The sequence below is a fragment of the Bacteroides sp. MSSM.1001136sp1_RTP21357st2_D2_RTP21359_211015 genome (assembly GCF_040913205.1).
Classification (GTDB): Bacteria; Bacteroidota; Bacteroidia; order Bacteroidales; family Bacteroidaceae; genus Bacteroides; species Bacteroides ovatus.
Window position 1 is genome coordinate 1 of the sequence record NZ_JBDFVF010000013.1, and the last position, 23,715, is coordinate 23,715.

A 23,715-nucleotide genomic window follows, 5' to 3' on the forward strand; every position below is an offset into this window, starting at 1 on the left:
GGCAGGAATTAAACTACTGAGAGCGAAGATTATTTATTCACAATAGAAGAAGTACCACCAAATTTGACGAAGAACCCCAAATCACTCTGGGGGGCTGAATTCAAGTTGTAAATGCGACCCCTCCTCAATTTACAAGTTCACTAGTTTTACCGGAAACCTCAACTACATTGCATCATCATGTAGTTCTATGGATGGGAACTGATGCGAATGGGAAAGGTATGATGCTGCCAAAGTGCGGCAGCCGACCCGGTCTATTTTGCCGTTTTCCGTCTGTGGGATAGATTCTGTAATAAAAATATGTTTGGGACGATAGTATGGTTCCAATGTTGTCTGCAACTTATTTTCTAGCTCTCTCGTATCCAATTGTCCCACTATCAATAAAGTGACAGCCTGCCCTAAGCGCTGATCCGGAACTGAAGTAATGACAAAGGACACAGGAATAAACGGGCGGAGCAACTTCTCCATCTCCTCTGCTTGAATCTTAATTCCTCCACTGTTAATCACATTGTCTTTCCGGCCTAGAATCATAAAACTTCCATCGGGATAGATACGTGCAATGTCATTGGTCTGCAATGTTTCGTCACATACCAAAGGGGCATCAATGATTAATGTATTCTCTGCGGATAAAGACAATTTTACTGAAGGAAATGGATAATAATGTTCTGAAGCCGATGCTCCGTTCAGACGACGAAGGGCAATATGCGACAAAGTTTCAGTCATGCCATAAGTGGAGTAAACGGCAGTCGGAAGATGGTTTATCTCCGTTTCCAGAGCCTCATCAACGGCTCCGCCTCCTATAATCAGAATATCCGTTTGTTTTAATCGCTCTTTTTCTTCGGGAACCTGCAACGTGTTATAAACTTGCAATGGGACCATTGCCACAAATCTCAAAGATTCTTTTATATCCGCCAACGGATGACCGGAAGCAGGACGAACAATCAGGTTCAAACCTGCAACCAATGAACGTACGACCACCATCATTGCACCGATATAACGAAGATTCATACATAATAATGCCGACTCACCTTTCTTCAAATTCAGAAATTCACAAGTCAGACGCGCACTTTGCATCATTTGATCCTTGCGTACCATCAGTTCTTTAGGTATACCCGTAGAGCCCGATGTATGAACCGTGATGACAGGAGAGCCATTAAACCATTCGTTCAGGAAAAGATATAAATCCCAATAAGCAGGAGAATGAGCTTCTGCTCCTCCTGCTATCAGTTGGCTTATATCTTCAAAAGTGTATTCTTTTCCTTCCAGTAGCAAGCGCTGTTGTTGTCGATCGAATATCATCAGAATATCCTTTAAATACCACTAAATACCATCATTTACAAAACCACAGGCAATCTTTTCTGATTTCAAGAGGCACTTCTATATTGTCAGTAAAGAGCATACCCGTTCCCAATCCTTGTGGTAACGGATTATTGAATGTTGCACACCAATGGGCGATAGCGTTCAAACCAATGTTGGACTCTAAAGCGGAAGTGATCCACCAGCCGATATGTTGCTTTTCCGCTTCCATAATCCATTCATCCCCTCCGCATATTCCTCCGTGGAGAGATGGTTTAATGATGATATATTGCGGACGGATGGTTGCCAGCAGTTTCTTTTTTTCTTCCAGCGTGTTGCATCCTATCAGCTCTTCATCCAATGCAATCGGCAACGGAGATTCAGAAGTGAGCCGGGCCATTTCCTCCCATTGTCCGGCACGGATCGGCTGTTCGATAGAATGTAAATCAAATTCTGACAGACGTTTCAGTTTTTCCATTGCATCACCCGGAGAGAAAGCACCGTTTGCATCTACACGCAACTCTATTTCTTTAGAAGAGAAATGGGTACGAATATGACGTAACAACGCCAATTCTTTTTCAAAATCGATAGCACCAATCTTTAGTTTGACACAACGGAATCCGGCTTCCATCTTTTTCTCGATCTGGGATAACATGTGATCAAAATCTCCCATCCAGATCAGGCCGTTGATTGGAATCCCTACCTCTCCACGTGAAAAAGCCGTATCGGACAAAGCCCAACTCCCTGCAAAGAAATGCCAGATAGCCGTTTCCAAACCAAATAAGATGGAAGGATATTGGCATAAAACATCCTTATCCCACATTCCTTGTTCTTTCTCTACTTGCCGACAAATTCTTTTTAATATATCTTCATAATCAGGGAGATCATCACAACTTAAAGCGGGCAAAGGCGCGCACTCTCCAATTCCCACTCTACCCGGAAAGTCAGGAGAAGTAAAGTGAAGATACCAGACTTTTCGGGTAGTATATATTCCCCGGGAAGTTCCCGCGGGTTGCTTGAAATGAAGCAACCGGGGAATAATATCTATCTTACAATCCATAATGAATATCTTTTCAATCTGTTAATTACTGCACAATCAGTCTTTCATTAGCCTATCATTTTTAAGGGAATTTCGGATATTGTTTGAAGTTCGGTTTACGTTTCTCCAAGAACGCATTCTTGCCTTCCTGTGCTTCATCCGTCAGGTAATAAAGTAATGTTGCGTCACCTGCCAACTCCTGAATACCTGCCTGACCATCCAGTTCGGCATTCAATCCCGCTTTAATCATGCGCAAAGCCAACGGACTAAGCAACATCATTTCTTCCGCCCACTGCACGTATTCATCTTCCAGTTGTTCCAAAGGTACTACCTTATTCACCAATCCCATATCCAATGCTTCCTGTGCATTATACTTCCGGCAAAGGAACCAAATTTCACGTGCTTTCTTCTGCCCTACCACGCGTGCCAGATAAGATGCACCGAATCCGGCATCAAAGCTACCCACGCGAGGACCTGTCTGACCGAAAATGGCATTTTCCGAAGCAATGGATAAATCACATACTACATGGAGCACATGTCCGCCACCAATGGCAAAGCCGTTCACGGCAGCAATCACAGGTTTCGGAATACTACGAATTTGCTTTTGTACATCCAATACGCTCAAACGAGGCACACCGTCTTTCCCGATATATCCGCCACGTCCTTTCACATTCTGGTCGCCTCCCGAACAGAATGCCTTATCACCGGCTCCGGTAATTACAATCACATCAATATCCGCTTCTTCACGGCAAATGCGCAATGCATCACTCATTTCGGCAGTAGTAGTCGGGGTAAATGCATTCCGATAACGTTCACGGTTGATTGTGATACGGGCAATTCCATTATAATAATCAAAAAGAATATCGTCGTATTCTCTGATGGTTGTCCACTCTCTTTGTGTTGGCATAATTTATTTTTGTTTTAATTGATGATAATAATTCTTCAACATACGTGCATCCTTGTTTTTGTTGGTAAACACTTCCAGGAGCACAGGTTGTTCCATAGTTTCCGGCTGGGTGAAAGTTTTCATTGCTTCAGTCAGCTCTTCATCATTTTGTGCCTGCAGATAAAGGAAACCACGTTCCTCCGCCCAGCCTTTGGCTGACGTTTTATGAACTGCTGCAATAAATTTATGTGAGGTGCCCGACATATCCAATCCCGGTAAAGTATGGAAAATCTCTCCTCCTCCGTTATTTAATAAAAGGATACGCAGGTTGGAACGGACGTTGATATTCCACAACGCATTCATATCATAGAAGAAACTTAGATCTCCGATAGCTATGAAATTCAGTTTGTCGGAAGCTGCCGCATAACCGACAGCGGTAGACAACGATCCTTCAATACCACTTGTTCCCCGATTGCAACAAACTTCAATTGTAGGAGGAATCGAATATAGTTGTGCATAACGAACTACCGAACTGTTTGCCAGATGCAATGCACAGGACTCCGGCAAAGCTTTCAATAATGTACCGACAGCCAACATCTCCGAATAGGCAAAATCCGGTTCGGGAATAATCTTACAATAATTCTCCCATACACGGGGATAGTCAGGAGTCCGGTTATCCAGCAGGCTGGCGATCTTCTCCAGAAATTCAAACGGGTCCATCTCGATCACTGTAGTCAATGAGCCGTACAAATCGACCACCTCACCATCCGGCGATACGTGCCAATGTTCTTTAGGCGGATGCTGACGGAGAAACTTCTTCAATCGTTTGGAAACCACATGTCCTCCGTAAGTAATCAGCAATTCGGGCACCATCTGGCCTATCTTCTCTTCGGGCATGGCATAAAGTGCCGCATCGAAATTCTTTACCGGAATACCGGGAACTGTCTGATTGCCGATATGTTCCGTCAACCAGGCAAAATGTTTATATAATAACTTGATATATCTTTTTTCAAACAGGTAGATAAGGTTCATCTGGCCGATGATAATCATGCGCTTCTGATATTTATTCATCCGGTCGACCAGATCATTATAATCACGGTCATAGACGTTCAATCCCTGATAACGGGTTATCACACGTACTTCAGGAAGTGCATCTACCGTGAATTGAAACAGCGGTTCGGAAACAGGAACATTGATATGCACCGGCCCTTTTCCATGATGATTCGTCTCCAGCAAGGCTTCATTCACCAGGCGATTACAATACCATTCATCTTCTTCCGTATGAATCTCCGGAAGATTGACCGACTTCTTTACCAGCGTTTGAAACACACCCGGTTGCGGCACTGTCTGTCCATCCATCTGTCCGATCCAGGCAGCGGGACGGTCTGCTGAAATGACAACTAAAGGAACATTCTGATAAAATGCTTCGGCTACAGCCGGATGAAGATTTAATAATGCAGTACCGGAAGTGCAGCACACAGCAGCAGGCTTACCACCATTCAACGCAAGACCAATGGCAAAATAACCGGCACTCCGTTCATCCGTCACTGCATAACAGGTGAAGTTCGGATGATTAGACAAAGTATGTACGATGGGCGTATTACGACTACCCGGACACAACACAACCTTAGTAATCCCGTGCGCCTCGAGCAACGCAACCAACTGGAGTATGTTCTTCTTGTCTGTATACATGATGATAATTATTAGTAGTTTATGATTTTAAAGGAGGCGTTGCAATCAGCCGTTTGATGGTTTGCAACTTCTTTTCCGTTTCCAGCCATTCGTCATTCAATTCCGAAGAAGCCAGTAGTCCACCGCCGGCATAAAGAGTCAGTTGTTCATCTTCAATATGCATACAGCGCAGATTCACATAGATGTCAGTTCGCCCTTCCGGGTCCAGCCAACCGATAAAACCGGAATAATAACGGCGGTCGTAACCTTCGTTCTGCAATATAAACCGATAGGCTTCTTCTTTCGGTAAACCGCATACGGCAGGTGTCGGGTGCAACACTTTCAAGAGATCTCCCAAACCTTTGTTATCTTTCAAAGAAAAACGGAAATCTGTTTTCAAATGTGACAAAGCACCTGCATAAGCCGGATAAGGCCCGTTCTCCGTAGAATGAATGCCCAACGAAAGGAGTTGGCGACGAATGTAAGAAGCAACATAATCCTGCTCTTTCCGATTCTTTTCATCCCATATTTGGGGCAGTTTACCATCTTGCAAAGGCTGTGTCCCGGCCAACGCTACCGTATTCCATTCATCTTTTTCACCTGATAAAATGATTTCAGGAGTGCTTCCCAGCCAGATACCTGTCTGCGGAGTGTAGCACAAGTATATATATGAATGAATATAACGCCTGCACGCTGCACGAAATATGGATAAAGGAGAAAAACCGGATACTTTATCAATAGTAAGATGACGTGAAAGTACTAATTTATCAAAAGTATTATCACGCAAAGCATTTATAAAGGTATGAAAGCAGGAGGCATATTCCTCCGTAGAAGAAGTCAGGAACGATTCTTGTCCTTGCATCCGCAAAGCGACTTCCCGTTCTTCTGCCGTATCATTGTCAATCGGCAAAGGTTGCCCCCACTGATCGGGTTGAATCAATACGACAGGACACGTCTCACTCACCTGAAACGGAGCGATGACAAATCCTCTCTGTCCATTCAGTTCTTTCAGATCGTATATCAGACGTACCACTCCTTCCGCCTGTGTCAACAGACGGGGAACTTTCTCCCCGGGAATACGGTAAACAGCAAACGGCTGCTTCCGCTGAATAAATGCATCAATAGTTGTCAAATTACTTATTTCTTCGTCGGTCATCTCTTTTTCATCACACTGTTGACTACCCGTATGGAAGACACTAGTTTGTTTGTTGAAGTAAACACGTCTACATTCCATACATGGGAGGAACGTCCCTTATGTACAACTGTTCCTACTGCACGCACTGTATCTCCTTCATGTGCAGAAGATATGTGGTTTCCACTGACCTGCATTCCTACTACAATCTCGTCCGGCTGGCAAAGAATCATTGAACCGAGTCCGGCAACTGTTTCCGCCAATGCAAGAGTAGCCCCGCCATGCAAAATGCCAAAAGGCTGACGGGTACGATGGTCTACCGGCATTGTTGCTTCCACACGGTCTTCGTCGGCATAGGTATATTGAATTCCCAAGTTTCCCATCAATGCGTGGCGTGCCTGCGCATTCAGTTGGTCAAGGGGAATTTCGGCTGCACGCACTTCGGATATGATAGCCTTCTCCACTGCAACGGCCACTCCGTCTTCCTCATTCGAAGCAGTCACATAATCGGCACAGGCTTTCACCGAGTCTTGTGAATGTCCCATAGCTATGCCCAGCCCCGCCAATTGAATCATTGTTACGTCACACACACCGTCGCCCACAGCAATCACTTCCTCACGCTTCATACCTAGCACCTCCAGCAAAGCACCCAAAGAATTGGCTTTGTCGATGGCGCAGGGAACTACTTCCAGAAAATAGGGCTCCGAACGGAATACGTCCAACGCCCCATTCAGTCGTCTCTTCCAGTGATCTTCCAAACCAAGCAATGCTTCTTCGTCATCGCTCACCAGCATACACTTACAAGGAGCAAAATCAACGGCAGCAGAAAATTCTTCTTCTTTGATTATTTGCAGGTCATTCAACCGGGCTTCATTTTGGATATGTTCATTTTCAGGAGAATCCGTTATGATCGTATCATCATGATAAGTGAATAAAGCAAAACCGTTTTTACGGGCTTTCTTTTCCAGATACGGCAACATTTCGGGATTAATCCGACGTTCAAACAGAATTTCTCCGTTTTGTGCATTGATAATCTGACAGCCATTATAGGAAAGGATAAAACCTCCATAGTTTCCAAGTTCGAGCATCTTAGCTAGTGGCATTAAGCCATAAGTCGGTCTGCCGGATGCCAATACGATACGTACTCCCATTTGCTGAACCTTCAACAGGGCAGCCAATGTACGTTTACTAATTTCTTTCGCATCATTGAGGAGTGTTCCGTCTACATCAAGAACCAATAATTTATACTTCATGATTACACGATTTTGATTTAGATTACAAAGGTAGGAAATTGAGTGAACGACAGAAAGCGTAAACAGATAAAATTACTTTAATTTCACTCTCTCAAACGCATTTCCAGATAATCGCGAAGAATTCGGGCGTGATTATACACCGGTTCTTTTGAAGCATAAAGTAGTGTTATCACCGGATGTGGTTTGATAAGAGTCAGAAAATCAGCCATTGATGGAGAAGCATCCAGCTCTTTTTGATACTGCGTGACAAAATCTCCCCAATGTCCGGGAATATCTTCATGAAACCATTTACGTAATGTAGGGGATGGTGTTATGTCTTTTGCCCAATAATCGTATTTCAACCATTCTTTCTTCATTCCGCGTGGCCATAATTTATCTACCAACACCCGGTATCCATCTGTTTCTGAAAAATCTTCGTAAACCCTCTTTATCCTTACCTGTATCATTTCCATTAATATTTAGTTATCAATAGATAAACCGGGAAAAACGAAAATTGTTTAGTAGAACTATTTAATTCCTCAATGTGTCCTGCGCTTTTTTAAATTCATAAGGAGTCATTCCCGTCTTTTTCTTAAAAAGGTTATATAATATCGGGGCACTATTAAATCCGGATTCATCAGCGATGGCACGTATGGTATAGTTAGGATATTTTTTCATTAGCTTGATCGCATAATTAATGCGCAGTCCGTTGATGTACCCATTGAAATTAGTTCCGGTGCATTCTCTTATCATCCGGGCAAAGCGTGCATTATTCAGATGTACAATCTGCGCCAAATCTTCTCTTGAGAGCTCTGGAGAAAGATATAGCTGTTTTTGAACGACTGTATGATTTAATTCCTGGAATATTTTCTTGTTCTCCTCTTCTTCCCCACTTTCTTTGTCTGTTTCGTCCAAAAGTTCATCCTGTTCTTCAGGAGAAATCAATTCCGGTTCCAATTCTGATGAAACCTCCTGTTCCTCGTACACTTCCAATAACTGATTACCATCTTTTTTATTGGCAAATTTCTCGTTTATCAGTTTGGCAAGCATCCTGTTTTTATACTCGATTATATGGTTGAAACGCCACAAACGCCAAAGTATAAACAGGGTCAGCACTACAATACACGCCAAAAAGCAGAGTGAAACATTCCTTATTTTTAGCTGTGAGGCTTGCTCGGCGATGTATTCTTCTTTTTCGGAAGCACCGTACATCGCGTTCAATTCTAATGCAGCATTTTTCCTGTCGGTACTGTTAATGCTATCCGTTATTGCAATGATGGTTTCACGTATTTCTGCGGCTTCTTTATAACGATTCAGCCCCAGATATGCCTGGACTTCCTTATTAAGTATAGTTAAATATTGAGCGTTCAAGGTATCCCGCTGTGTTCTCAACAATTCTTTAAAGTCCTTACAGTTGTCTATTACTGTCTCATATTGTTTGGAAAGAATCAAATAAGGAATCGAATACATCTTGCCATCCGGAGTATGAGATTCTTTTATTGCCAGATATTTTTGATAATATCCTTCTGCTTGCGCATATTTCTTTTCTAAATAAGAAATATAGGCCAAATTTGCATATAAATAGCTATATTGACCATCAATGTAGCCTTCGGGAACCTCCGGTACTTTCTCTAATTTTTTAAGAAGTTTTTCACGTTCATAAGCAAGAGCCAAAGCTTCATCAATACGGGAATCTGTCATTAAAAATCCCATCTCTGCTCCATAATAATAGGAAAGCAGCATCATTTCTCTCATATCCTTTGACCCACGCAGTAATTCAATCGTACGACCAAAATAATTATACGCCTCATCTTTCAATGACAGCCTCCAATTATTCTCTCCTATGCAAAAAAGCAATCTAGCTTCCGCCTCTCTGTCCTTCAGTTTTTGAGCCTGCATAATTCCACTAAGAGCATAATGCATGCTCTCATTATATTTACTCATTATGGATGAAAGTTCAGCTAAATAAACCGTCATCTTCAACATGTGCTTAGGTTCTCTTTGAGAGATGGAATCAAGCAAGTACGACTTCCTTGCATACATAAAAGCTAGTTTATTCATATACATATTACGATATGACAAACTGCGCAATTCATTAATCAGACGCAGAGGGAAGGCTTTTCTGGTTTCGGCCTCATCCAACAACTGTAAAGCACGTTTGGGGTTGGAAATATAAATATCTCTGATATATTTTTCTGTATACAAAGAGTCATTATTTATAATTTTATCAGCCCTTGAAAATTGATTGTGTACAAATAGAAGCACAAAAATACATACCCAAAAACGCATAAAACTCTTAATCGTGTTTAATCATTAATTATCCAAAGGTATGTATTTTCCAAAAAATGTGCAGACACAATTTAAATTTGCAAAATAAAAATAAGAAACATTAGCTAAACATATCAGAGACGTAACATGGTTCCAAGTCAGCTATTCTCCTGAATCACAGCCCAATGCTTTGCTCAATCGCCCTTCAAGGCATACACTTAAGTCAGTCGTTACAAACTTGCCATTATAAAAAAGAGTAAATATGGTAGCCGGAGTAGGTGCATTTTGCGCCTGTTCCATACTTTCCAATTCAATTATTCTCAATGGAATGTCTTTGCTCTTAGCAGCACTGACCAAAGAACCGCGAACGTGAAACTCCGTAAACGGGCAGCGATGGGTATAATAAACGACTATTCCATCCTTATCCGGACACTCACCGCTCAACACGCAATCATTAAAAGAAGGATCAGGAGCAGCCGGGTTTAGTTTCAAACTTAAAAGGCTGAATCCGTAAGGGAGTTTTTCTATTGTTTGGAAACCTTGTCGCAACAGCCATTTCGTGTCACTCATAAAATGAAATTTAGAAGTGCCCACCACTGTGACAAGCCCATCTTTCCCCTGCAATTTTGCATCATCAATGGCAGACTGCAATAATGCCTTACCATGTCCGCAACCTTTATATTTACCTGACACCCAGAAACAGTTTATCATCAGATAATTGGGAGCATTCACCGGAACCCATGCTTTTTCAGCAGGACCGTATTCGATAAACACTTTTGCCCGTTCATCAATACGTCTGAACACATAGCCGTTATCGAACTCTTTCTTCAGCCATTCTTTTTTGAGTTCATAACTATCCTTGCATTTCTTATCTGAGAAAGCACAGCATATATGTTCGTTTGCAATATTCTCCTTTGTCAAAGTGATGTAATTGGTTTCCATAATATTCTATTTAATTAATAGGTTAAACAAATAACAGTTCGATATTCACTCATTGTTATGAGTTAGTAGCAAATCGCCAAGCTAATATCCTGCTACTTTTAGTTCCCTGCTGCATTCGAATAACTTTATATTCGGACACATTCACCGATTTTAATTTGGTATATAACTTTTCCAGATTTTTTTCTTTAGAAACCAAACTCGTAAACCATCCGCAGTTCTTCTGATATTTTTGGCTCTCGGAAATCATATTCAATAAGAAACGAACTTCTCCGCCCTCGCACCAAAGTTCATTCGCACTCCCGCCGAAATTTAGCTGCACTTTATTTATCTTCGTACCTTTCAGACTGCTTAATTTGCGTAACGTTCCGTCTTCCGCCTCTTCACGCGAACTATGAAACGGAGGATTGCATATTGTCACATCAAAATACTCGTCAGGCATAATAATTCCATCGAAAATCTTCTTACTATCTTTCTGAAGTCGCAAGTCAATCTTATGAGCCAACACAGGGTTGCAAGTCACTATCTTTCGTGCATTTTCTATCGAAACCGGATCAATATCAGTACCAACGAAGGTCCATCCATATTCAGTGTGTCCTATGATCGGATAAATGCAATTTGCACCTACCCCAATATCCAGACATCTACATTTAGACTTCTGTCCATTAGCATCTCCTGCCGGTAAATCCGGTGTTGTTCCGTTCGGCTGGATAAGATCGGCAATATAATGAATGTAATCCGCCCTTCCGGGAATAGGCGGACACAAATATTGCTTCGGTATGTCCCAATACCGGATGCCATAATAAGTTACCAATAATGCTTTGTTCAAAGCCTTCACCGCTTGCGGATTAAAAAAGTTTATAGTTTGTATTCCGAGGGGATTGAGCGATACGAATCTCTTTAATGGAGGATAATTTTCCATCAACAATGGAAAATCATACTGACCATTGTGCTTATTTCTTATATGTAACTCACCTTTTTTTGCCATGCGGGCAAAGATACAGAGAATTTTCCTGCCTACAAATTCTTCTTAACTCTTATCCTAACACTCTTCTGAATATCATATATAATATTCTACCATTTCAATCAGCCCGGCGCGTAAAGTATACTTAGTTGCTTCATATACATTATTCACACCCAACTTCCGGAAAATATTCTTTTTGTGGGTGATAATAGTATGAATGCTTGAGGTTCTTTCCAATGCTATTTCTTTCACGGATTTCCCATGTGCTATCAATTTAAGAATGTCAATCTCTGTAACAGTCAAAACAGAATGAATTTCCGGTTTGTCGGAACCGATTATCAATAAATTGGTTATCTGATGACAAAGAAATCGTTCCCCGTGTGCTGTACACATCAATGCAGAATGAATTTCCTCACCGGAGTTCTCTTTCAAAATCATACCAATATTCCTTTCTATACTCATCCTACGAATAAAGTCTTCGCTCAATTCATTGGAAAACAATATCCAACGAACTCTCGGAAAACGTTTTTCTATAATAAGAAACTCTTCTATACCATTGATGTCAAACAGTGTATAGTCAAGTATAACGACACTGTCATTACATTCTACCAATGCAAGCATGAGCTCTTTCTTGTCTGTCACATCTATCATGCGACATCCACTGAATATAGCGGAAATATATCCATGCATTCCCATTCTGGTTATATCCTGATTATCTGCTATGATAAATGTAATGTCAGTGTTCATTGTTATTCTGATTTTTAAATTCAACGGATATTTTTCAAACGCATATTGCAGCCCGGAGACACGGAGGTATCATCGTTCTTTATTAGCTACATCAAACCACAAACGGGTAGTAATCTCATCTGCTCCCTGATGGGATATGGCAATCTGATACTGCTTACCATTCAGTGATTGTTCCGTTACGGGATAAAAAAAGCGACGAGGTAACTCTCCGGAACCCAAAACGGAATCGGGACCAGGGATAAGCTGGGGATAACCGAGCCTGCGCCAGTCAGTGAAAGCATCGGGTCCCTGTCCATAATAAGCGATCCACTTCTGCCAGCCGATAGATTCATACCAATGTGCGGCGTCGAACCGAATTGCCTCCTGCTGTAAATAGGAATCGATTATACGATTGTCTATAATGCCAAACTGATTCAATGAAGCAGTAATAGCTTCGCGGTAGAGCGTTTCCGCATCAGCCGTTATCCAGCCGCGTGCAGCGGATTCTGCAAAGATAAACAAGACCTCGGCATACGTATAAAATACAGCCGGAGAGCTATCTTTCAAAAAATAAGTACCGGGACGGGAAACTTTATTAAATCCCTGATTATTAGCGGCATAAGCAGATAAGGAATTGGCAGCTCCTACATAGTTTTTCACACTTTCGTCTTGAGGTAGCTGGGCTAAAATTCCAATTCTCGGATCATTCCATTCATTCAGTTTATCAATCAACGTTTTTGATACCCGCTGATCATCACGTGAATTGAAAGCAGATGCCCATGGATTCCATTGTGGTGAAGAAGTAAAAACAAAACGGGCTATAGCATCATTGCTATCTATTACACTGTTACGATTATCCCAAAGGGAAGCAATAACCCGACGCGCTGTATCCTCATCCCGGTCAGCTAATTCAAGGGCGATACGTAGCCGTAGGGAGTGGGCCAATTGTTTCCAGCGGGTAATATCATTTCCGTAAATCAAATCCCCTTCTACCGTTCCTCCTGTGGTAGAAAGCAACTGGTCAGCAGCAATCAACTCCTCCAAAAGCCCGCGCAAAACAGTCTCTTGCGAATCATAAGAGGGTGTTACACTTTGTGCATATTCACTGTATGGTATATTTCCATACAGATTGGTCAGCAACAGGTAAACCCACGAACGCCACACTGTAGCTATCCCTCGATAATTATCATTTCCGAGTTCCGAACTGATAATAGCATTCAAATCAGTTATTAGCGTTGCATAGCCGGTGTCCCACGTAGTGGTAAAGCTACCATTATCCACATTATAGCAATCTGGCTCTGTATATTGTATTTTAGCCCAATGTTGCACCCACAACAGAGTCGAATTATAGTTCGTACTACTTCCCCAATAAAGATTGGCGGCATGATACTGTGCAGCGGCAAGTAAATAAGCCGGCTGTGGATTTTCAGTGGCATTGGGGTTGCGGTTGATATCAGTCAATTCATCATCACACGATGATAGGGAAATGGCAACCACTTGTACCCATATTATATATAAAAAATATATTCTTCTTTTCATCTTATCCTATTATTTAAAGGTTCACATTTAGAATTTCACGGAAAGGTTCACACCAAAGGAACGTGTTGTAGGCAATGAATAGGCTTCTACTCCTTGTGCATTTCCAGTAGTCAAAGCCGATTCAGGATCTATATTAGGGACGCTCTTATAAATAGTCCACAAGTTACGTCCCGTCAGTGTAACGGAAGCTTCTTGCAAATGCAGTTTCTGCGTCCACAAGCGAGGTAGACGGTAACTCAAAGCGACTTCTCGCAGTTTCACGTAAGAAGCATCATATACATTAGCTTCAGCAATACTATAAATACGATGGTAGTATTTCTCAGCAGATACAACCTCTTCGTTCTTAGAACCACTTTCCGTCACTCCTTCTACCATAATGCCATCCTGATACACACGGGTGGATTGCCCATTGACCTGGGCATAGTAAAGTCCATCGGAGGATACGGAATAAGAAGGAGATTCTGATAATCGTACATTGTTACCCATGGCGTCAGTATAATACCACAAGCCACCGTGCTCGGCATCCCGGCCCGATAATGTGTTAGCTAATACACCGGTATATTTTCCAGTTTTATTAGTGTTGGAAAAAATAGAACCACCTACACTTGCATCTATCAGAAAAGAAAGACTTAACGAACGATAACTGAAAGTGTTACTGATACCGCCTGTCCAGTCGGGCGTAAACTTCCCCAACGTTTTATTAGTGGTCGAAATCTTAGGCAGACCGTTAGCATCCACCACAACGTTTCCATTAGCATCACGCACGTATGAAGTGCCGAACAGGGTTCCATAAGCTTCGCCCACTGAAGCCAGTATCTGAATACCAGACGAGTAGAGCTGGTAACTCGTAATCAAACCTTCATCATCCAATTTGACAACCTTGCTGCTGTTGGCACCATAATTCAAATCCAGATTCCAACGAAACCCTTTCGATGTTTGTATAGGAACAGCGCCCAATTGTATTTCATAGCCACGATTACGGATATGTCCGGCATTACGCACCTGCGACGTGTACCCACTGGCAGCAGTAGTAGCTAGTTTCAATATTTGATTACGACTATCGGTCTTATAGTAAGTGAAATCCAAGTATAGGCGATTGTCCCAAAAAGCCGCCTCGAAACCAGCTTCTATAGATGACGTATTCTCCGGTTTTAGATTCGAATTCATACCAATGGTAGAAGAACTTTGAAGTGGATTCCCATTGAAAGCTGTTTCTGAAGTAAAGACCGTTGCCAATTGATAAGGATTGGCATCTGCTCCCACTTGAGACCATCCTCCACGTATTTTTAGGTAGTTAACAGCTTTACTTCTCCACCCGAAAGCTTCAGAAAGCAACACACTAGCCGTCACCGAAGGATAGAAATAAGAATTGTTGTCCACAGGTAGTGTAGACGACCAATCGTTCCGTCCTGTTATATTCAAGAAAGCCCAACGACGGTAATCCAGTTGTATGGAACCGTAAAGACCATATTGCCGTAAACGGTAGAAATCATTGGACGAAGTGAGCGGATCACGCGAGTTAGTCAATGTATAAAGATCAGCAACCGCCAAACGGGGAGCAGCCTGATAATTATTCTCATATTGTTTGTTACGTACATTAAAACCCAGAAGAGCGTCAATTCCCCAATTTTTATTCAACTGTTTGATATAAGTCGCCAATACTTCTGTGTTATTCTCTTTCACCGTATAGGCATCTTCAGCATAACTGCCGTAAGGCGAACCGGCACCTGCACTCCCCCATTTTACTTTGGATTTCCTCCGGTCATTATACCAGTCGGTACTAGTACGGAAACGCACATTCAACCCATCTGTCAGACGGAATTCGGCATGCAGATCACCTATCAGACGATGACGTTCCTGACTCTGTGTATTATAAGAAGCACTCCAAAAAGGATTGTCGTAATAGCTTGAATTCCAGTTGCGAGTATAGTCCGCCTTCAATGAGTTCGTATCCACTTGACGTCCGAACCACAAGAACTGAAGCATAGGACTGTTAGAACGTACGTTACTGCCCGAGGGGGTAGCTGACCCCGGTAAACTGGGAGCTGTATAAACGATGTAATTGGCCGTAGCTCCCACCACAATCCATTTTGCCAGATGGTAATCCGTATTTAAGCTGATATTCGTCTTATTAGTTCCAGCATCAGGAACGATACTGACTTGTTTTTCGTAGTTATATCCTACACGGAACTGGTATTTGTCGTCTCCACGGGCAATAGAAATACCGTTGTTTGTAGAAATACCCATGCGAAAATAATCGCGTACATTGTTGGGATGGGATACCCAAGGAGTAGCCACACGATTACCGTCAGCGTCCAATGGGCTATCGAACTGAGGAATCAACAAACCAATATCAAGACGTGGCCCCCAGCTTTCGTCTACCCCGTCATTCACACCTGCACCCTTGCCATCTACATAGCTGAACCGTCCCCCTGCCCCTTGTCCAAAAAGATTTTGAAACTCCGGCAAGGTAGCAACAAAAGAGACTTGCGTGGAAGAATGTAATGTAATCCCTATCCCTTTCTGCCTTTTGTCTCCTCCCTTAGTAGTGATGACAATAGCACCGTGAGCAGCACGCGCACCATAAAGGGCAGCGGCATTCGGACCTTTCAATACAGTAAGTGTTTTTATGTCTTCCGGATTCAGGTCTGCTATTGCATTTTTAAAATCGCGTCCGCTGGAACGTGCATTAAGCTGCGAATTATCCACTGGGATTCCATCCACAATAAAAAGCGGTTGATTCTCACCTGCAATAGAAGTTTCACCACGAATAACAATGCGACTGGAACCAACATCTCCTTGTGTATTGGTAATACGCACACCGGCTATCTTACCACTCAACGAATTTAACAGATTATTATCTTTCCCTTGCACCAAAGCATTCTGTTTTACTTCCTGTGCCGTATAGCCCAATGCCTTTTTCTCGCGTGAAATACCCAAAGCCGTTACTACTACCTCATCCAGCAGATGCGTATCACTCTTCAGTGTTACCGATACCTGTGGTGCAATAGCTACCTCTTTTGCCATCAGACTAATGTAAGAGATTAGCAGCCGGGTGGCTGATGGCGGGAGTCCACTCAGTTCAAATCTCCCGTTGACATCAGTTACGGTACCCAATGCAGTTCCTTTTACTATAACTGAGGCACCGATAACCGGCTCCCCATCTTCTTCTGTGGTGACGATGCCCCGCACTGTTGTCACCTGTGCTGCCCCTTGTATCACTCCTATTGCAAGAGCAAGCAAAAATAAATGAATCCTTTTACCCATTATTGTTTACTGTTAAAATGATGGGGCAAAGGTATTAGATATATACAAACTGATAAATCCCGTATGAATGGCATTTTATATACCATATTTGCGGTATATTTACAGTTTCGTATATGACTTTTGGATTTTTGCTTCTAATCCTTTTTATTATCCAAAGCCTGTCTGACATCGTCAAACAGATCATCCACATCCTCCAAACCAATTGAGAAACGGATAGTCGTATCCAACACATCCATGTCCTGTCGCTGTTTATCAGTAAACGGTCCAAAAATAGTACTTGCAGGATGAATAGCAAGCGTCTTATTGTCAAACAAGTTAGTAGCGCGACGTATCAATTTCAGTCGGTTGATGAAAGCAAAGCATGCCTCTTTACTTTCCAGGTCTATCGTAATCATAGCACCGGCAGTCGGACCAAACTGTCTTTGTGCCAAAGCATAGTATGGATTATCCTTCAGCCCCACATAATTCACACGTTTGACAGCAGATAATATGCGAAGCTTACCAGCCAACATAGCGGCATTGGCAGACTGTATCCGATATCGCGCGTCCAATGTTTCCAATCCGATAGTATGCATATAGGCCACATGAGGAGTCATATAAGCTCCCAGATTGAGTAACATCTCTGTACGCATACGTTTACCGAATCCCGGACATGTACCATAATCAATTACTAAACCACCAATGGAAGTGGCTCCCCCTGATAAATATTTGGTACTGGAAACCACTTCAATATCTACCCCTAAGCTATGTGAATCGAATTCTGTGAAAGGAATAAGCGTAGTATCAACGATGAGAGGAATTCCCCTTTCATGAACTATCCGTGAGAGCGCCTGTAAATCCGCCACTTCCATCTGCGGATTGGTGATAATCTCCATATAAATGCAGCAGGTATTACTGTCTACTGCTTTCTCTACTGCTCCAATGTCTGTCAAATCACACAATCTAGGTTCCACCCCGAAGCGGGACAATGTACCAGCAATAAACGAATAAGTATTACCAAACAAATGACGCGATGTAACTATATTCTTTCCTGCAGCTGCAATTGAAAATAATGTATTACTAATAGCCGCCATACCGGAATTGAGGGCTATGACTTCTGCTGCCCCCGTAAGTTCCTTCACCTTATTCTCAAAAAAAGTCACTGTGGGATTCATCACTCTGGAGTAATCCGGAGCATCTGTCCGCCCGCAAAAAGCATCAGCCATGTCATCGGCATTGTCAAATTCATAAGCCGCTGTATGGTAAACCGGCATACTGAGAGAATTGTAAGCATCTCTTCTTTGGAACTGCGTATGAATCGCTTGGGTCTGTTTTTTCATCATTCTATTCATTAATATTATAACTATCAAATCTCGTACAATAAGAACAAAGGTAGATATAAAAACTGAAATCTGACAGTAGATAAAAACAGATATTTAACTGATAATAAGCATTTTGGAATAATATTCTTTAAACCGATAAATTCAATCTAAAAAAAGAGTGTTTATTCTAAAATAAACAGTTCAAATAGTGTTATTTTCTATTTCAACAGAAACCGCCCCTTTTTATGCTTATCTTATTCACATACACAAAATAAAAAATCCCCGTAAAGCACTACTTTACAGGGATTTATCTATTAATTGAAGCGGAGAGACAGGGATTCGAACCCCGGGTACCTCGCAGTACAACGGTTTTCAAGACCGCCGCAATCGACCACTCTGCCACCTCTCCAAAACTCCTTTATCAGAAGTGCTTTCCGTTGAAAGCGGTGCAAAGGTACGAATCATTTTTAAATCTGCAAACATTCTGATATTTTTTTCGCGAATTAATCGTATTTTTGCAGTTCATTAGTAAGAACAGAAATATGATATACCCTCAAAACTTTGAGCAAAAGATAGGATTCGACCAGATAAGACAGTTACTAAAAGATAAGTGCCTCAGTACTTTAGGTGAAGAAAGAGTTACAGACATGAACTTTTCCGAGCAACATGAAGAGGTTGAGGAGAAATTAAACCAAGTAACAGAGTTTGTCCGCATCATCCAGGAAGAGGACGGATTTCCCGATCAATTTTTCTTTGATGTCCGTCCTTCGCTAAAACGTGTGCGAATAGAAGGAATGTATTTGGACGAACAAGAATTATTTGACCTACGCCGTTCATTAGAAACCATCCGTGACATTGTACGCTTTCTGCATCGGAATGAAGATGAAGAAGAAAACAATACCCCCTACCCCAGCCTGAAACGACTGGCAGGAGATATTGCCGTGTTCCCGCAACTGATAGGGAAAATAGACGGCATTCTTAACAAATATGGAAAGATCAAGGATAATGCCTCTACCGAATTAGCCCGCATACGTCGAGAACTTGCCAGTACGATGGGAAATATTTCCCGTTCATTAAACAGCATCCTGCGTAGCGCGCAGTCCGAAGGATACGTGGACAAAGATGTAGCTCCCACCATGCGTGACGGACGTCTGGTGATTCCAGTTGCCCCCGGACTCAAGCGAAAAATCAAAGGTATCGTACACGATGAATCCGCCAGCGGAAAAACTGTGTTTATAGAACCGGCGGAAGTGGTAGAAGCCAACAACCGCATCCGTGAACTCGAAGGTGATGAACGACGTGAGATCATTCGCATCCTTACCGAGTTCTCGAATATCCTTCGTCCATCTATTCCGGAAATTCTTCAATCATACGAATTTCTGGCAGAGATAGATTTTATCCGTGCGAAAAGTTACTTCGCCATACAGACCAATAGTCTGAAACCCGCCGTAGAGAATGAGCAACTACTAGATTGGACAATGGCAGTGCATCCTTTATTACAACTTTCATTAGCCAAACATGGAAAGAAAGTCGTACCACTGGATATAGAGCTCGATCAAAAACAACGTATCCTTATTATATCCGGACCGAATGCCGGAGGTAAGTCCGTCTGTTTGAAAACAGTCGGCTTACTGCAATATATGCTGCAATGCGGCATGCTGATTCCCTTGCACGAACGTAGTCATGCCGGTATATTCAGTAGCATCTTTATCGATATTGGTGATGAGCAATCTATTGAAGATGATTTGAGTACCTACTCTTCTCACTTGACCAATATGAAAATCATGATGAAGAGCTGTAACGAACGGAGCCTCATCCTGATTGACGAATTCGGTGGAGGTACGGAGCCGCAAATCGGAGGTGCTATTGCCGAAGCTGTACTGAAACGTTTCAACCAGAAAGGAACATTTGGAGTCATCACTACCCACTACCAGAATCTGAAACATTTTGCCGAAGATCATGAAGGAGTAGTGAACGGAGCCATGCTTTACGACCGTCATCTCATGCAAGCACTTTTCCAATTACAAATCGGTAATCCGGGAAGTTCGTTCGCCGTAGAAATTGCACGAAAAATCGGACTACCGGAAGATGTCATCGCAGATGCTTCGGAAATCGTAGGAAGCGAATATATCAATGCAGACAAATACCTTCAGGACATTGTACGCGACAAGCGTTACTGGGAAGGGAAACGTCAAACCATCCGTCAACGGGAAAAGCACATGGAAGAAACCATTGCCCGTTACCAGACAGAGATGGAAGAATTGCAAAAATCCCGGAAAGAGATTATCCGGCAAGCAAAAGAAGAAGCGGAACGCATGCTTCAGGAATCCAATGCCCGCATTGAAAATACGATTCGTACGATAAAGGAAGCGCAAGCCGAAAAGGAAAAGACACGCCAGGCACGTCAGGAACTGACAGACTTCCGTACTTCTTTGGATGCACTGGCATCTAAAGAGCATGAAGAGAAGATTGCACAAAAAATGGAGAAACTAAAGGAGAAGCAAGAGCGGAAGAAAAACAAGAAGAGCGAACCGAAAGCTGCAGTCTCTTCTGCCTCAAGTGCCCCTAAAATAGTGCCGATTGCAGTAGGAGAAAATGTAAAAATCAAAGGACAGACAAGCGTCGGCCAAGTGATGGAAATCAGTGGTAAAAATGCGACTGTTGCTTTTGGAAGCATAAAAACGACCGTAAAAATAGACCGTCTGGAACGTGCCAATCATACGCCCAAGACGGAAGGGATTGCAAAAAGCACCTTTGTCAGCAGCCAGACACACGATCAGATGTATGAAAAGAAGCTTAGCTTCAAACAGGACATTGATGTACGCGGAATGCGTGGGGATGAAGCCTTACAGGCAGTCACCTATTTTATCGATGACGCCATATTAGTCGGCATGGATCGTGTACGTATCCTTCACGGCACAGGAACGGGAATACTTCGTACACTTATCCGCCAATATCTGGCCACCGTACCGGGAGTCAGCCACTATACCGACGAACATGTACAGTTTGGCGGTGCCGGAATCACAGTAGTCGATTTTGACTAACACGTAAACAAAACGTTCAAAGAACTTGTTCTCATTTAGAAAACCACTACCTTTGTTACAGTGGTTTTCTAAAACGAGAATAAAGCATGAAGAATAATCTGTTAAGCGAAAAGCTTATTTATACAGGAGAAAGTCTTACTCCTACCCATTTACATCTTTGTACTTACAATGCTACCGAGATGCAGGAAAGTTCTAGTGATACTTTTCAAGCCATCAAAGGTACGCTGAACAACGATCAAATCAACTGGCTGCAGATACATGGAATGAAAAACACAGAAACTATCCGGGAAATTTGCAGTCATTTCGAAATAGACTTCCTTGTCTTACAAGATATATTGAATGCGGATCATCCGACCAAGATAGAAGAACATGATAAATACATTGTCCTGATCTTAAAGATATTCTATCCGAACGAACATAAAGAAGAAAATGAACTGGACGAACTGCTCCAACAGCAAGTCTGCCTTATCATAGGAAATAATTATGTACTGACTTTCCTCGAAAAAGAAACTGATTTCTTTGATGATGTCAGTTCTGCCTTGCGTAATGATGTTCTGAAGATACGCAGCCGTCAAACAGATTATCTACTTAGCGTACTGCTCAACAGCGTGATGGGAAACTACATTTCAACCATCTCTTCCATCGATGACGCACTCGAAGATTTGGAAGAAGAATTGCTAACCATCACCAGCGGAGACGACATCGGTATCCAGATTCAGGCATTACGACGCCAATATATGCTAATGAAAAAAGCAATTCTCCCCTTAAAAGAACAATATATAAAGCTACTGAGGGCAGAAAACCTGCTCATCCATAAAGTGAACCGTGCTTTTTTCAATGATGTAAACGACCACTTGCAATTTGTATTACAAACCATCGAAATCTGCCGGGAAACGCTTTCTTCATTAGTCGATCTTTATATCTCCAATAATGATTTGCGTATGAACGATATCATGAAGAGGCTGACCATCGTATCCACTATTTTCATCCCTTTGACATTTCTGGTTGGAGTATGGGGAATGAATTACAAATGGATGCCGGAACTGGAATGGCAGTACGGGTATTTATTTGCCTGGATTATAATGGCAATTATCGGTATTATTGTATATTTGTACTTCAGAAAAAAGAAATGGTATTAACAAAAACACATCATTAGTCATGAAATCAATTAAAGAGCTATATAGAATAGGTACAGGACCTTCCAGTAGCCACACAATGGGACCACGCAAAGCTGCCGAAATGTTTCTGGAACGTCATCCGGATGCCACATCTTTTAAAGTAACCCTTTACGGCAGTTTAGCAGCTACAGGCAAAGGGCACATGACGGATATAGCTATTATAGACACTTTACAACCCATCGCTCCGGTAGAAATTGTATGGCAGCCCAAAGTCTTCCTACCGTTCCATCCCAACGGAATGACATTTGCAGCTCTGGACAGTAATGATAAAGTGCAGGAAAACTGGACTGTTTACAGTATTGGCGGCGGTGCACTGGCAGAAAATAATGATAATCCGACCATCGAAAGTCCGGATGTATATGACATGGAAAACATGACCGAAATACTTCAATGGTGTGAAGATACCGGAAAAAGTTATTGGGAATACGTGAAGGAATGTGAGGAAGAAGATATATGGGATTATCTGGCTGAAGTGTGGGCCACCATGAAAGATGCCATTCACCGTGGACTGGAAGCGGAAGGAGTACTTCCCGGCCCACTAAACCTTAGACGAAAAGCTTCCACCTATTATATACGTGCTACCGGATATAAACAATCCCTCCAATCAAGAGGACTTGTTTTTTCTTATGCTTTGGCAGTAAGTGAAGAAAATGCTTCCGGTGGAAAAATTGTGACTGCTCCTACCTGTGGTTCCTGCGGAGTGATGCCTGCCGTACTATATCATCTCCAGAAAAGCCGTGATTTCAGTGATATGCGTATTCTACGCGCGTTAGCCACTGCCGGATTGTTTGGCAACATTGTCAAATTCAATGCATCTATTTCCGGAGCAGAAGTAGGTTGCCAGGGAGAAGTAGGCGTTGCCTGCGCAATGGCTTCGGCTGCCGCTAATCAATTATTCGGAGGTAGCCCGGCACAGATTGAGTATGCAGCAGAAATGGGATTGGAACACCATCTGGGAATGACTTGCGACCCGGTATGCGGATTGGTACAAATTCCCTGCATCGAACGAAATGCATACGCCGCTGCACGTGCGCTGGATGCTAATCTTTATTCAGCTTTCACCGATGGTATGCACCGTGTCTCTTTCGACAAAGTTGTGCAAGTAATGAAACAAACCGGACACGACCTTCCATCACTTTACAAAGAAACAAGTGAAGGAGGGTTAGCTAAGGATTATAAACAAATGTAATTATAAAAAACAACGGGCTATTCCTTTTATAGAAATAGCCCGTTTTG

The 23,715-nt window shown here is 42.4% G+C and carries 17 protein-coding genes and 1 tRNA gene; 3 read left to right on the forward strand and 15 right to left on the reverse strand.

All coding sequences use genetic code 11. From position 1 onward, the window contains the following. Nucleotides 1-162: 162 nt before the first annotated feature. The 15 genes from AB5217_RS10075 to AB5217_RS10145 all read right to left on the reverse strand — a co-directional run bounded on the left by AB5217_RS10075 (nucleotide 163) and on the right by AB5217_RS10145 (nucleotide 18,666). On the reverse strand, nucleotides 163-1,296 hold the full coding sequence (locus AB5217_RS10075; RefSeq protein ID WP_032844810.1) for an AMP-binding protein: 1,134 nt from the start codon (nucleotides 1,294-1,296) through the stop codon (nucleotides 163-165). 31 nt (nucleotides 1,297-1,327) lie between these two features. After that, the gene (locus tag AB5217_RS10080; RefSeq protein ID WP_004325411.1) at nucleotides 1,328-2,353 is read right to left on the reverse strand and encodes an o-succinylbenzoate synthase; all 1,026 of its coding nucleotides are present in this window, start codon (nucleotides 2,351-2,353) and stop codon (nucleotides 1,328-1,330) included. A 61-nt stretch (nucleotides 2,354-2,414) separates the two neighbouring features. Then, nucleotides 2,415-3,239, reverse strand: coding sequence for a 1,4-dihydroxy-2-naphthoyl-CoA synthase (gene menB / locus AB5217_RS10085; RefSeq protein ID WP_004302264.1), 825 nt, complete (start codon nucleotides 3,237-3,239; stop codon nucleotides 2,415-2,417). A gap of 3 nt (nucleotides 3,240-3,242) precedes the next feature. After that, a complete protein-coding gene (gene menD, locus AB5217_RS10090; RefSeq protein ID WP_032844813.1) occupies nucleotides 3,243-4,910 on the reverse strand; it encodes a 2-succinyl-5-enolpyruvyl-6-hydroxy-3-cyclohexene-1-carboxylic-acid synthase in 1,668 nt (555 codons plus the stop codon). A gap of 19 nt (nucleotides 4,911-4,929) precedes the next feature. Next, nucleotides 4,930-6,045 (reverse strand): isochorismate synthase, encoded by a 1,116-nt coding sequence (locus AB5217_RS10095; protein ID WP_032844814.1) that lies wholly within the window; start codon nucleotides 6,043-6,045, stop codon nucleotides 4,930-4,932. Continuing rightward, a complete protein-coding gene (locus tag AB5217_RS10100; protein WP_004305786.1) occupies nucleotides 6,042-7,274 on the reverse strand; it encodes a Cof-type HAD-IIB family hydrolase in 1,233 nt (410 codons plus the stop codon). The genes AB5217_RS10095 and AB5217_RS10100 overlap by 4 nt, the downstream gene beginning before the upstream one ends. Nucleotides 7,275-7,357: 83 nt before the next feature. Further along, nucleotides 7,358-7,720: a DUF488 domain-containing protein gene (locus tag AB5217_RS10105; RefSeq protein ID WP_004305785.1), complete on the reverse strand. Its 363-nt coding sequence runs from the start codon at nucleotides 7,718-7,720 to the stop codon at nucleotides 7,358-7,360. 64 nt (nucleotides 7,721-7,784) lie between these two features. Continuing rightward, nucleotides 7,785-9,542: a helix-turn-helix domain-containing protein gene (locus tag AB5217_RS10110; RefSeq protein WP_004302259.1), complete on the reverse strand. Its 1,758-nt coding sequence runs from the start codon at nucleotides 9,540-9,542 to the stop codon at nucleotides 7,785-7,787. A gap of 141 nt (nucleotides 9,543-9,683) precedes the next feature. Then, complete coding sequence (locus tag AB5217_RS10115) at nucleotides 9,684-10,463, reverse strand: N-acetyltransferase (RefSeq protein WP_004302258.1); 780 nt, start codon at nucleotides 10,461-10,463, stop codon at nucleotides 9,684-9,686. A gap of 55 nt (nucleotides 10,464-10,518) precedes the next feature. Next, nucleotides 10,519-11,448, reverse strand: a complete 930-nt coding sequence (gene rlmF / locus AB5217_RS10120) for a 23S rRNA (adenine(1618)-N(6))-methyltransferase RlmF (protein ID WP_004305783.1) — start codon at nucleotides 11,446-11,448, stop codon at nucleotides 10,519-10,521. Nucleotides 11,449-11,520: 72 nt separating this feature from the next. Beyond that, complete coding sequence (locus tag AB5217_RS10125; RefSeq protein WP_004302256.1) at nucleotides 11,521-12,171, reverse strand: response regulator transcription factor; 651 nt, start codon at nucleotides 12,169-12,171, stop codon at nucleotides 11,521-11,523. 69 nt (nucleotides 12,172-12,240) lie between these two features. After that, entirely contained in the window at nucleotides 12,241-13,689 is a 1,449-nt protein-coding gene (locus AB5217_RS10130) for a SusD/RagB family nutrient-binding outer membrane lipoprotein (RefSeq protein ID WP_032844815.1), read from the reverse strand. Nucleotides 13,690-13,716: 27 nt separating this feature from the next. Beyond that, nucleotides 13,717-16,956 (reverse strand): SusC/RagA family TonB-linked outer membrane protein, encoded by a 3,240-nt coding sequence (locus AB5217_RS10135; protein ID WP_032844816.1) that lies wholly within the window; start codon nucleotides 16,954-16,956, stop codon nucleotides 13,717-13,719. 134 nt (nucleotides 16,957-17,090) lie between these two features. Then, nucleotides 17,091-18,275: a PLP-dependent transferase gene (locus tag AB5217_RS10140; protein WP_032844818.1), complete on the reverse strand. Its 1,185-nt coding sequence runs from the start codon at nucleotides 18,273-18,275 to the stop codon at nucleotides 17,091-17,093. Nucleotides 18,276-18,581: 306 nt separating this feature from the next. After that, nucleotides 18,582-18,666, reverse strand: a tRNA-Ser gene (locus AB5217_RS10145). A gap of 133 nt (nucleotides 18,667-18,799) precedes the next feature. Here AB5217_RS10145 and AB5217_RS10150 point away from each other — a divergent pair. The 3 genes from AB5217_RS10150 to AB5217_RS10160 all read left to right on the forward strand — a co-directional run bounded on the left by AB5217_RS10150 (nucleotide 18,800) and on the right by AB5217_RS10160 (nucleotide 23,668). Continuing rightward, entirely contained in the window at nucleotides 18,800-21,301 is a 2,502-nt protein-coding gene (locus tag AB5217_RS10150; RefSeq protein WP_032843212.1) for an endonuclease MutS2, read from the forward strand. A gap of 86 nt (nucleotides 21,302-21,387) precedes the next feature. Beyond that, nucleotides 21,388-22,440: a magnesium/cobalt transporter CorA gene (gene corA / locus AB5217_RS10155; protein WP_004302250.1), complete on the forward strand. Its 1,053-nt coding sequence runs from the start codon at nucleotides 21,388-21,390 to the stop codon at nucleotides 22,438-22,440. Nucleotides 22,441-22,459: 19 nt separating this feature from the next. Further along, nucleotides 22,460-23,668: an L-serine ammonia-lyase gene (locus tag AB5217_RS10160; protein ID WP_032843211.1), complete on the forward strand. Its 1,209-nt coding sequence runs from the start codon at nucleotides 22,460-22,462 to the stop codon at nucleotides 23,666-23,668. Nucleotides 23,669-23,715: the final 47 nt, after the last annotated feature.

Excerpts from the sequence above, each read along its gene's own strand:
- AB5217_RS10110 (WP_004302259.1), bottom strand. The coding sequence starts at position 9,542 with ATGCGTTTTTGGGTATGTATTTTTGTGCTTCTATTTGTACACAATCAA.
- rlmF (WP_004305783.1), bottom strand. The coding sequence starts at position 11,448 with ATGGCAAAAAAAGGTGAGTTACATATAAGAAATAAGCACAATGGTCAG.
- AB5217_RS10160 (WP_032843211.1), top strand. The coding sequence starts at position 22,460 with ATGAAATCAATTAAAGAGCTATATAGAATAGGTACAGGACCTTCCAGT.
- AB5217_RS10075 (WP_032844810.1), bottom strand. The coding sequence starts at position 1,296 with ATGATATTCGATCGACAACAACAGCGCTTGCTACTGGAAGGAAAAGAA.
- corA (WP_004302250.1), top strand. The coding sequence starts at position 21,388 with ATGAAGAATAATCTGTTAAGCGAAAAGCTTATTTATACAGGAGAAAGT.
- AB5217_RS10130 (WP_032844815.1), bottom strand. The coding sequence starts at position 13,689 with ATGAAAAGAAGAATATATTTTTTATATATAATATGGGTACAAGTGGTT.
- AB5217_RS10080 (WP_004325411.1), bottom strand. The coding sequence starts at position 2,353 with ATGGATTGTAAGATAGATATTATTCCCCGGTTGCTTCATTTCAAGCAA.
- AB5217_RS10105 (WP_004305785.1), bottom strand. The coding sequence starts at position 7,720 with ATGATACAGGTAAGGATAAAGAGGGTTTACGAAGATTTTTCAGAAACA.
- AB5217_RS10150 (WP_032843212.1), top strand. The coding sequence starts at position 18,800 with ATGATATACCCTCAAAACTTTGAGCAAAAGATAGGATTCGACCAGATA.
- menD (WP_032844813.1), bottom strand. The coding sequence starts at position 4,910 with ATGTATACAGACAAGAAGAACATACTCCAGTTGGTTGCGTTGCTCGAG.
- AB5217_RS10100 (WP_004305786.1), bottom strand. The coding sequence starts at position 7,274 with ATGAAGTATAAATTATTGGTTCTTGATGTAGACGGAACACTCCTCAAT.
- AB5217_RS10115 (WP_004302258.1), bottom strand. The coding sequence starts at position 10,463 with ATGGAAACCAATTACATCACTTTGACAAAGGAGAATATTGCAAACGAA.
- AB5217_RS10140 (WP_032844818.1), bottom strand. The coding sequence starts at position 18,275 with ATGAAAAAACAGACCCAAGCGATTCATACGCAGTTCCAAAGAAGAGAT.
- AB5217_RS10125 (WP_004302256.1), bottom strand. The coding sequence starts at position 12,171 with ATGAACACTGACATTACATTTATCATAGCAGATAATCAGGATATAACC.
- AB5217_RS10095 (WP_032844814.1), bottom strand. The coding sequence starts at position 6,045 with ATGACCGACGAAGAAATAAGTAATTTGACAACTATTGATGCATTTATT.
- AB5217_RS10135 (WP_032844816.1), bottom strand. The coding sequence starts at position 16,956 with ATGGGTAAAAGGATTCATTTATTTTTGCTTGCTCTTGCAATAGGAGTG.
- menB (WP_004302264.1), bottom strand. The coding sequence starts at position 3,239 with ATGCCAACACAAAGAGAGTGGACAACCATCAGAGAATACGACGATATT.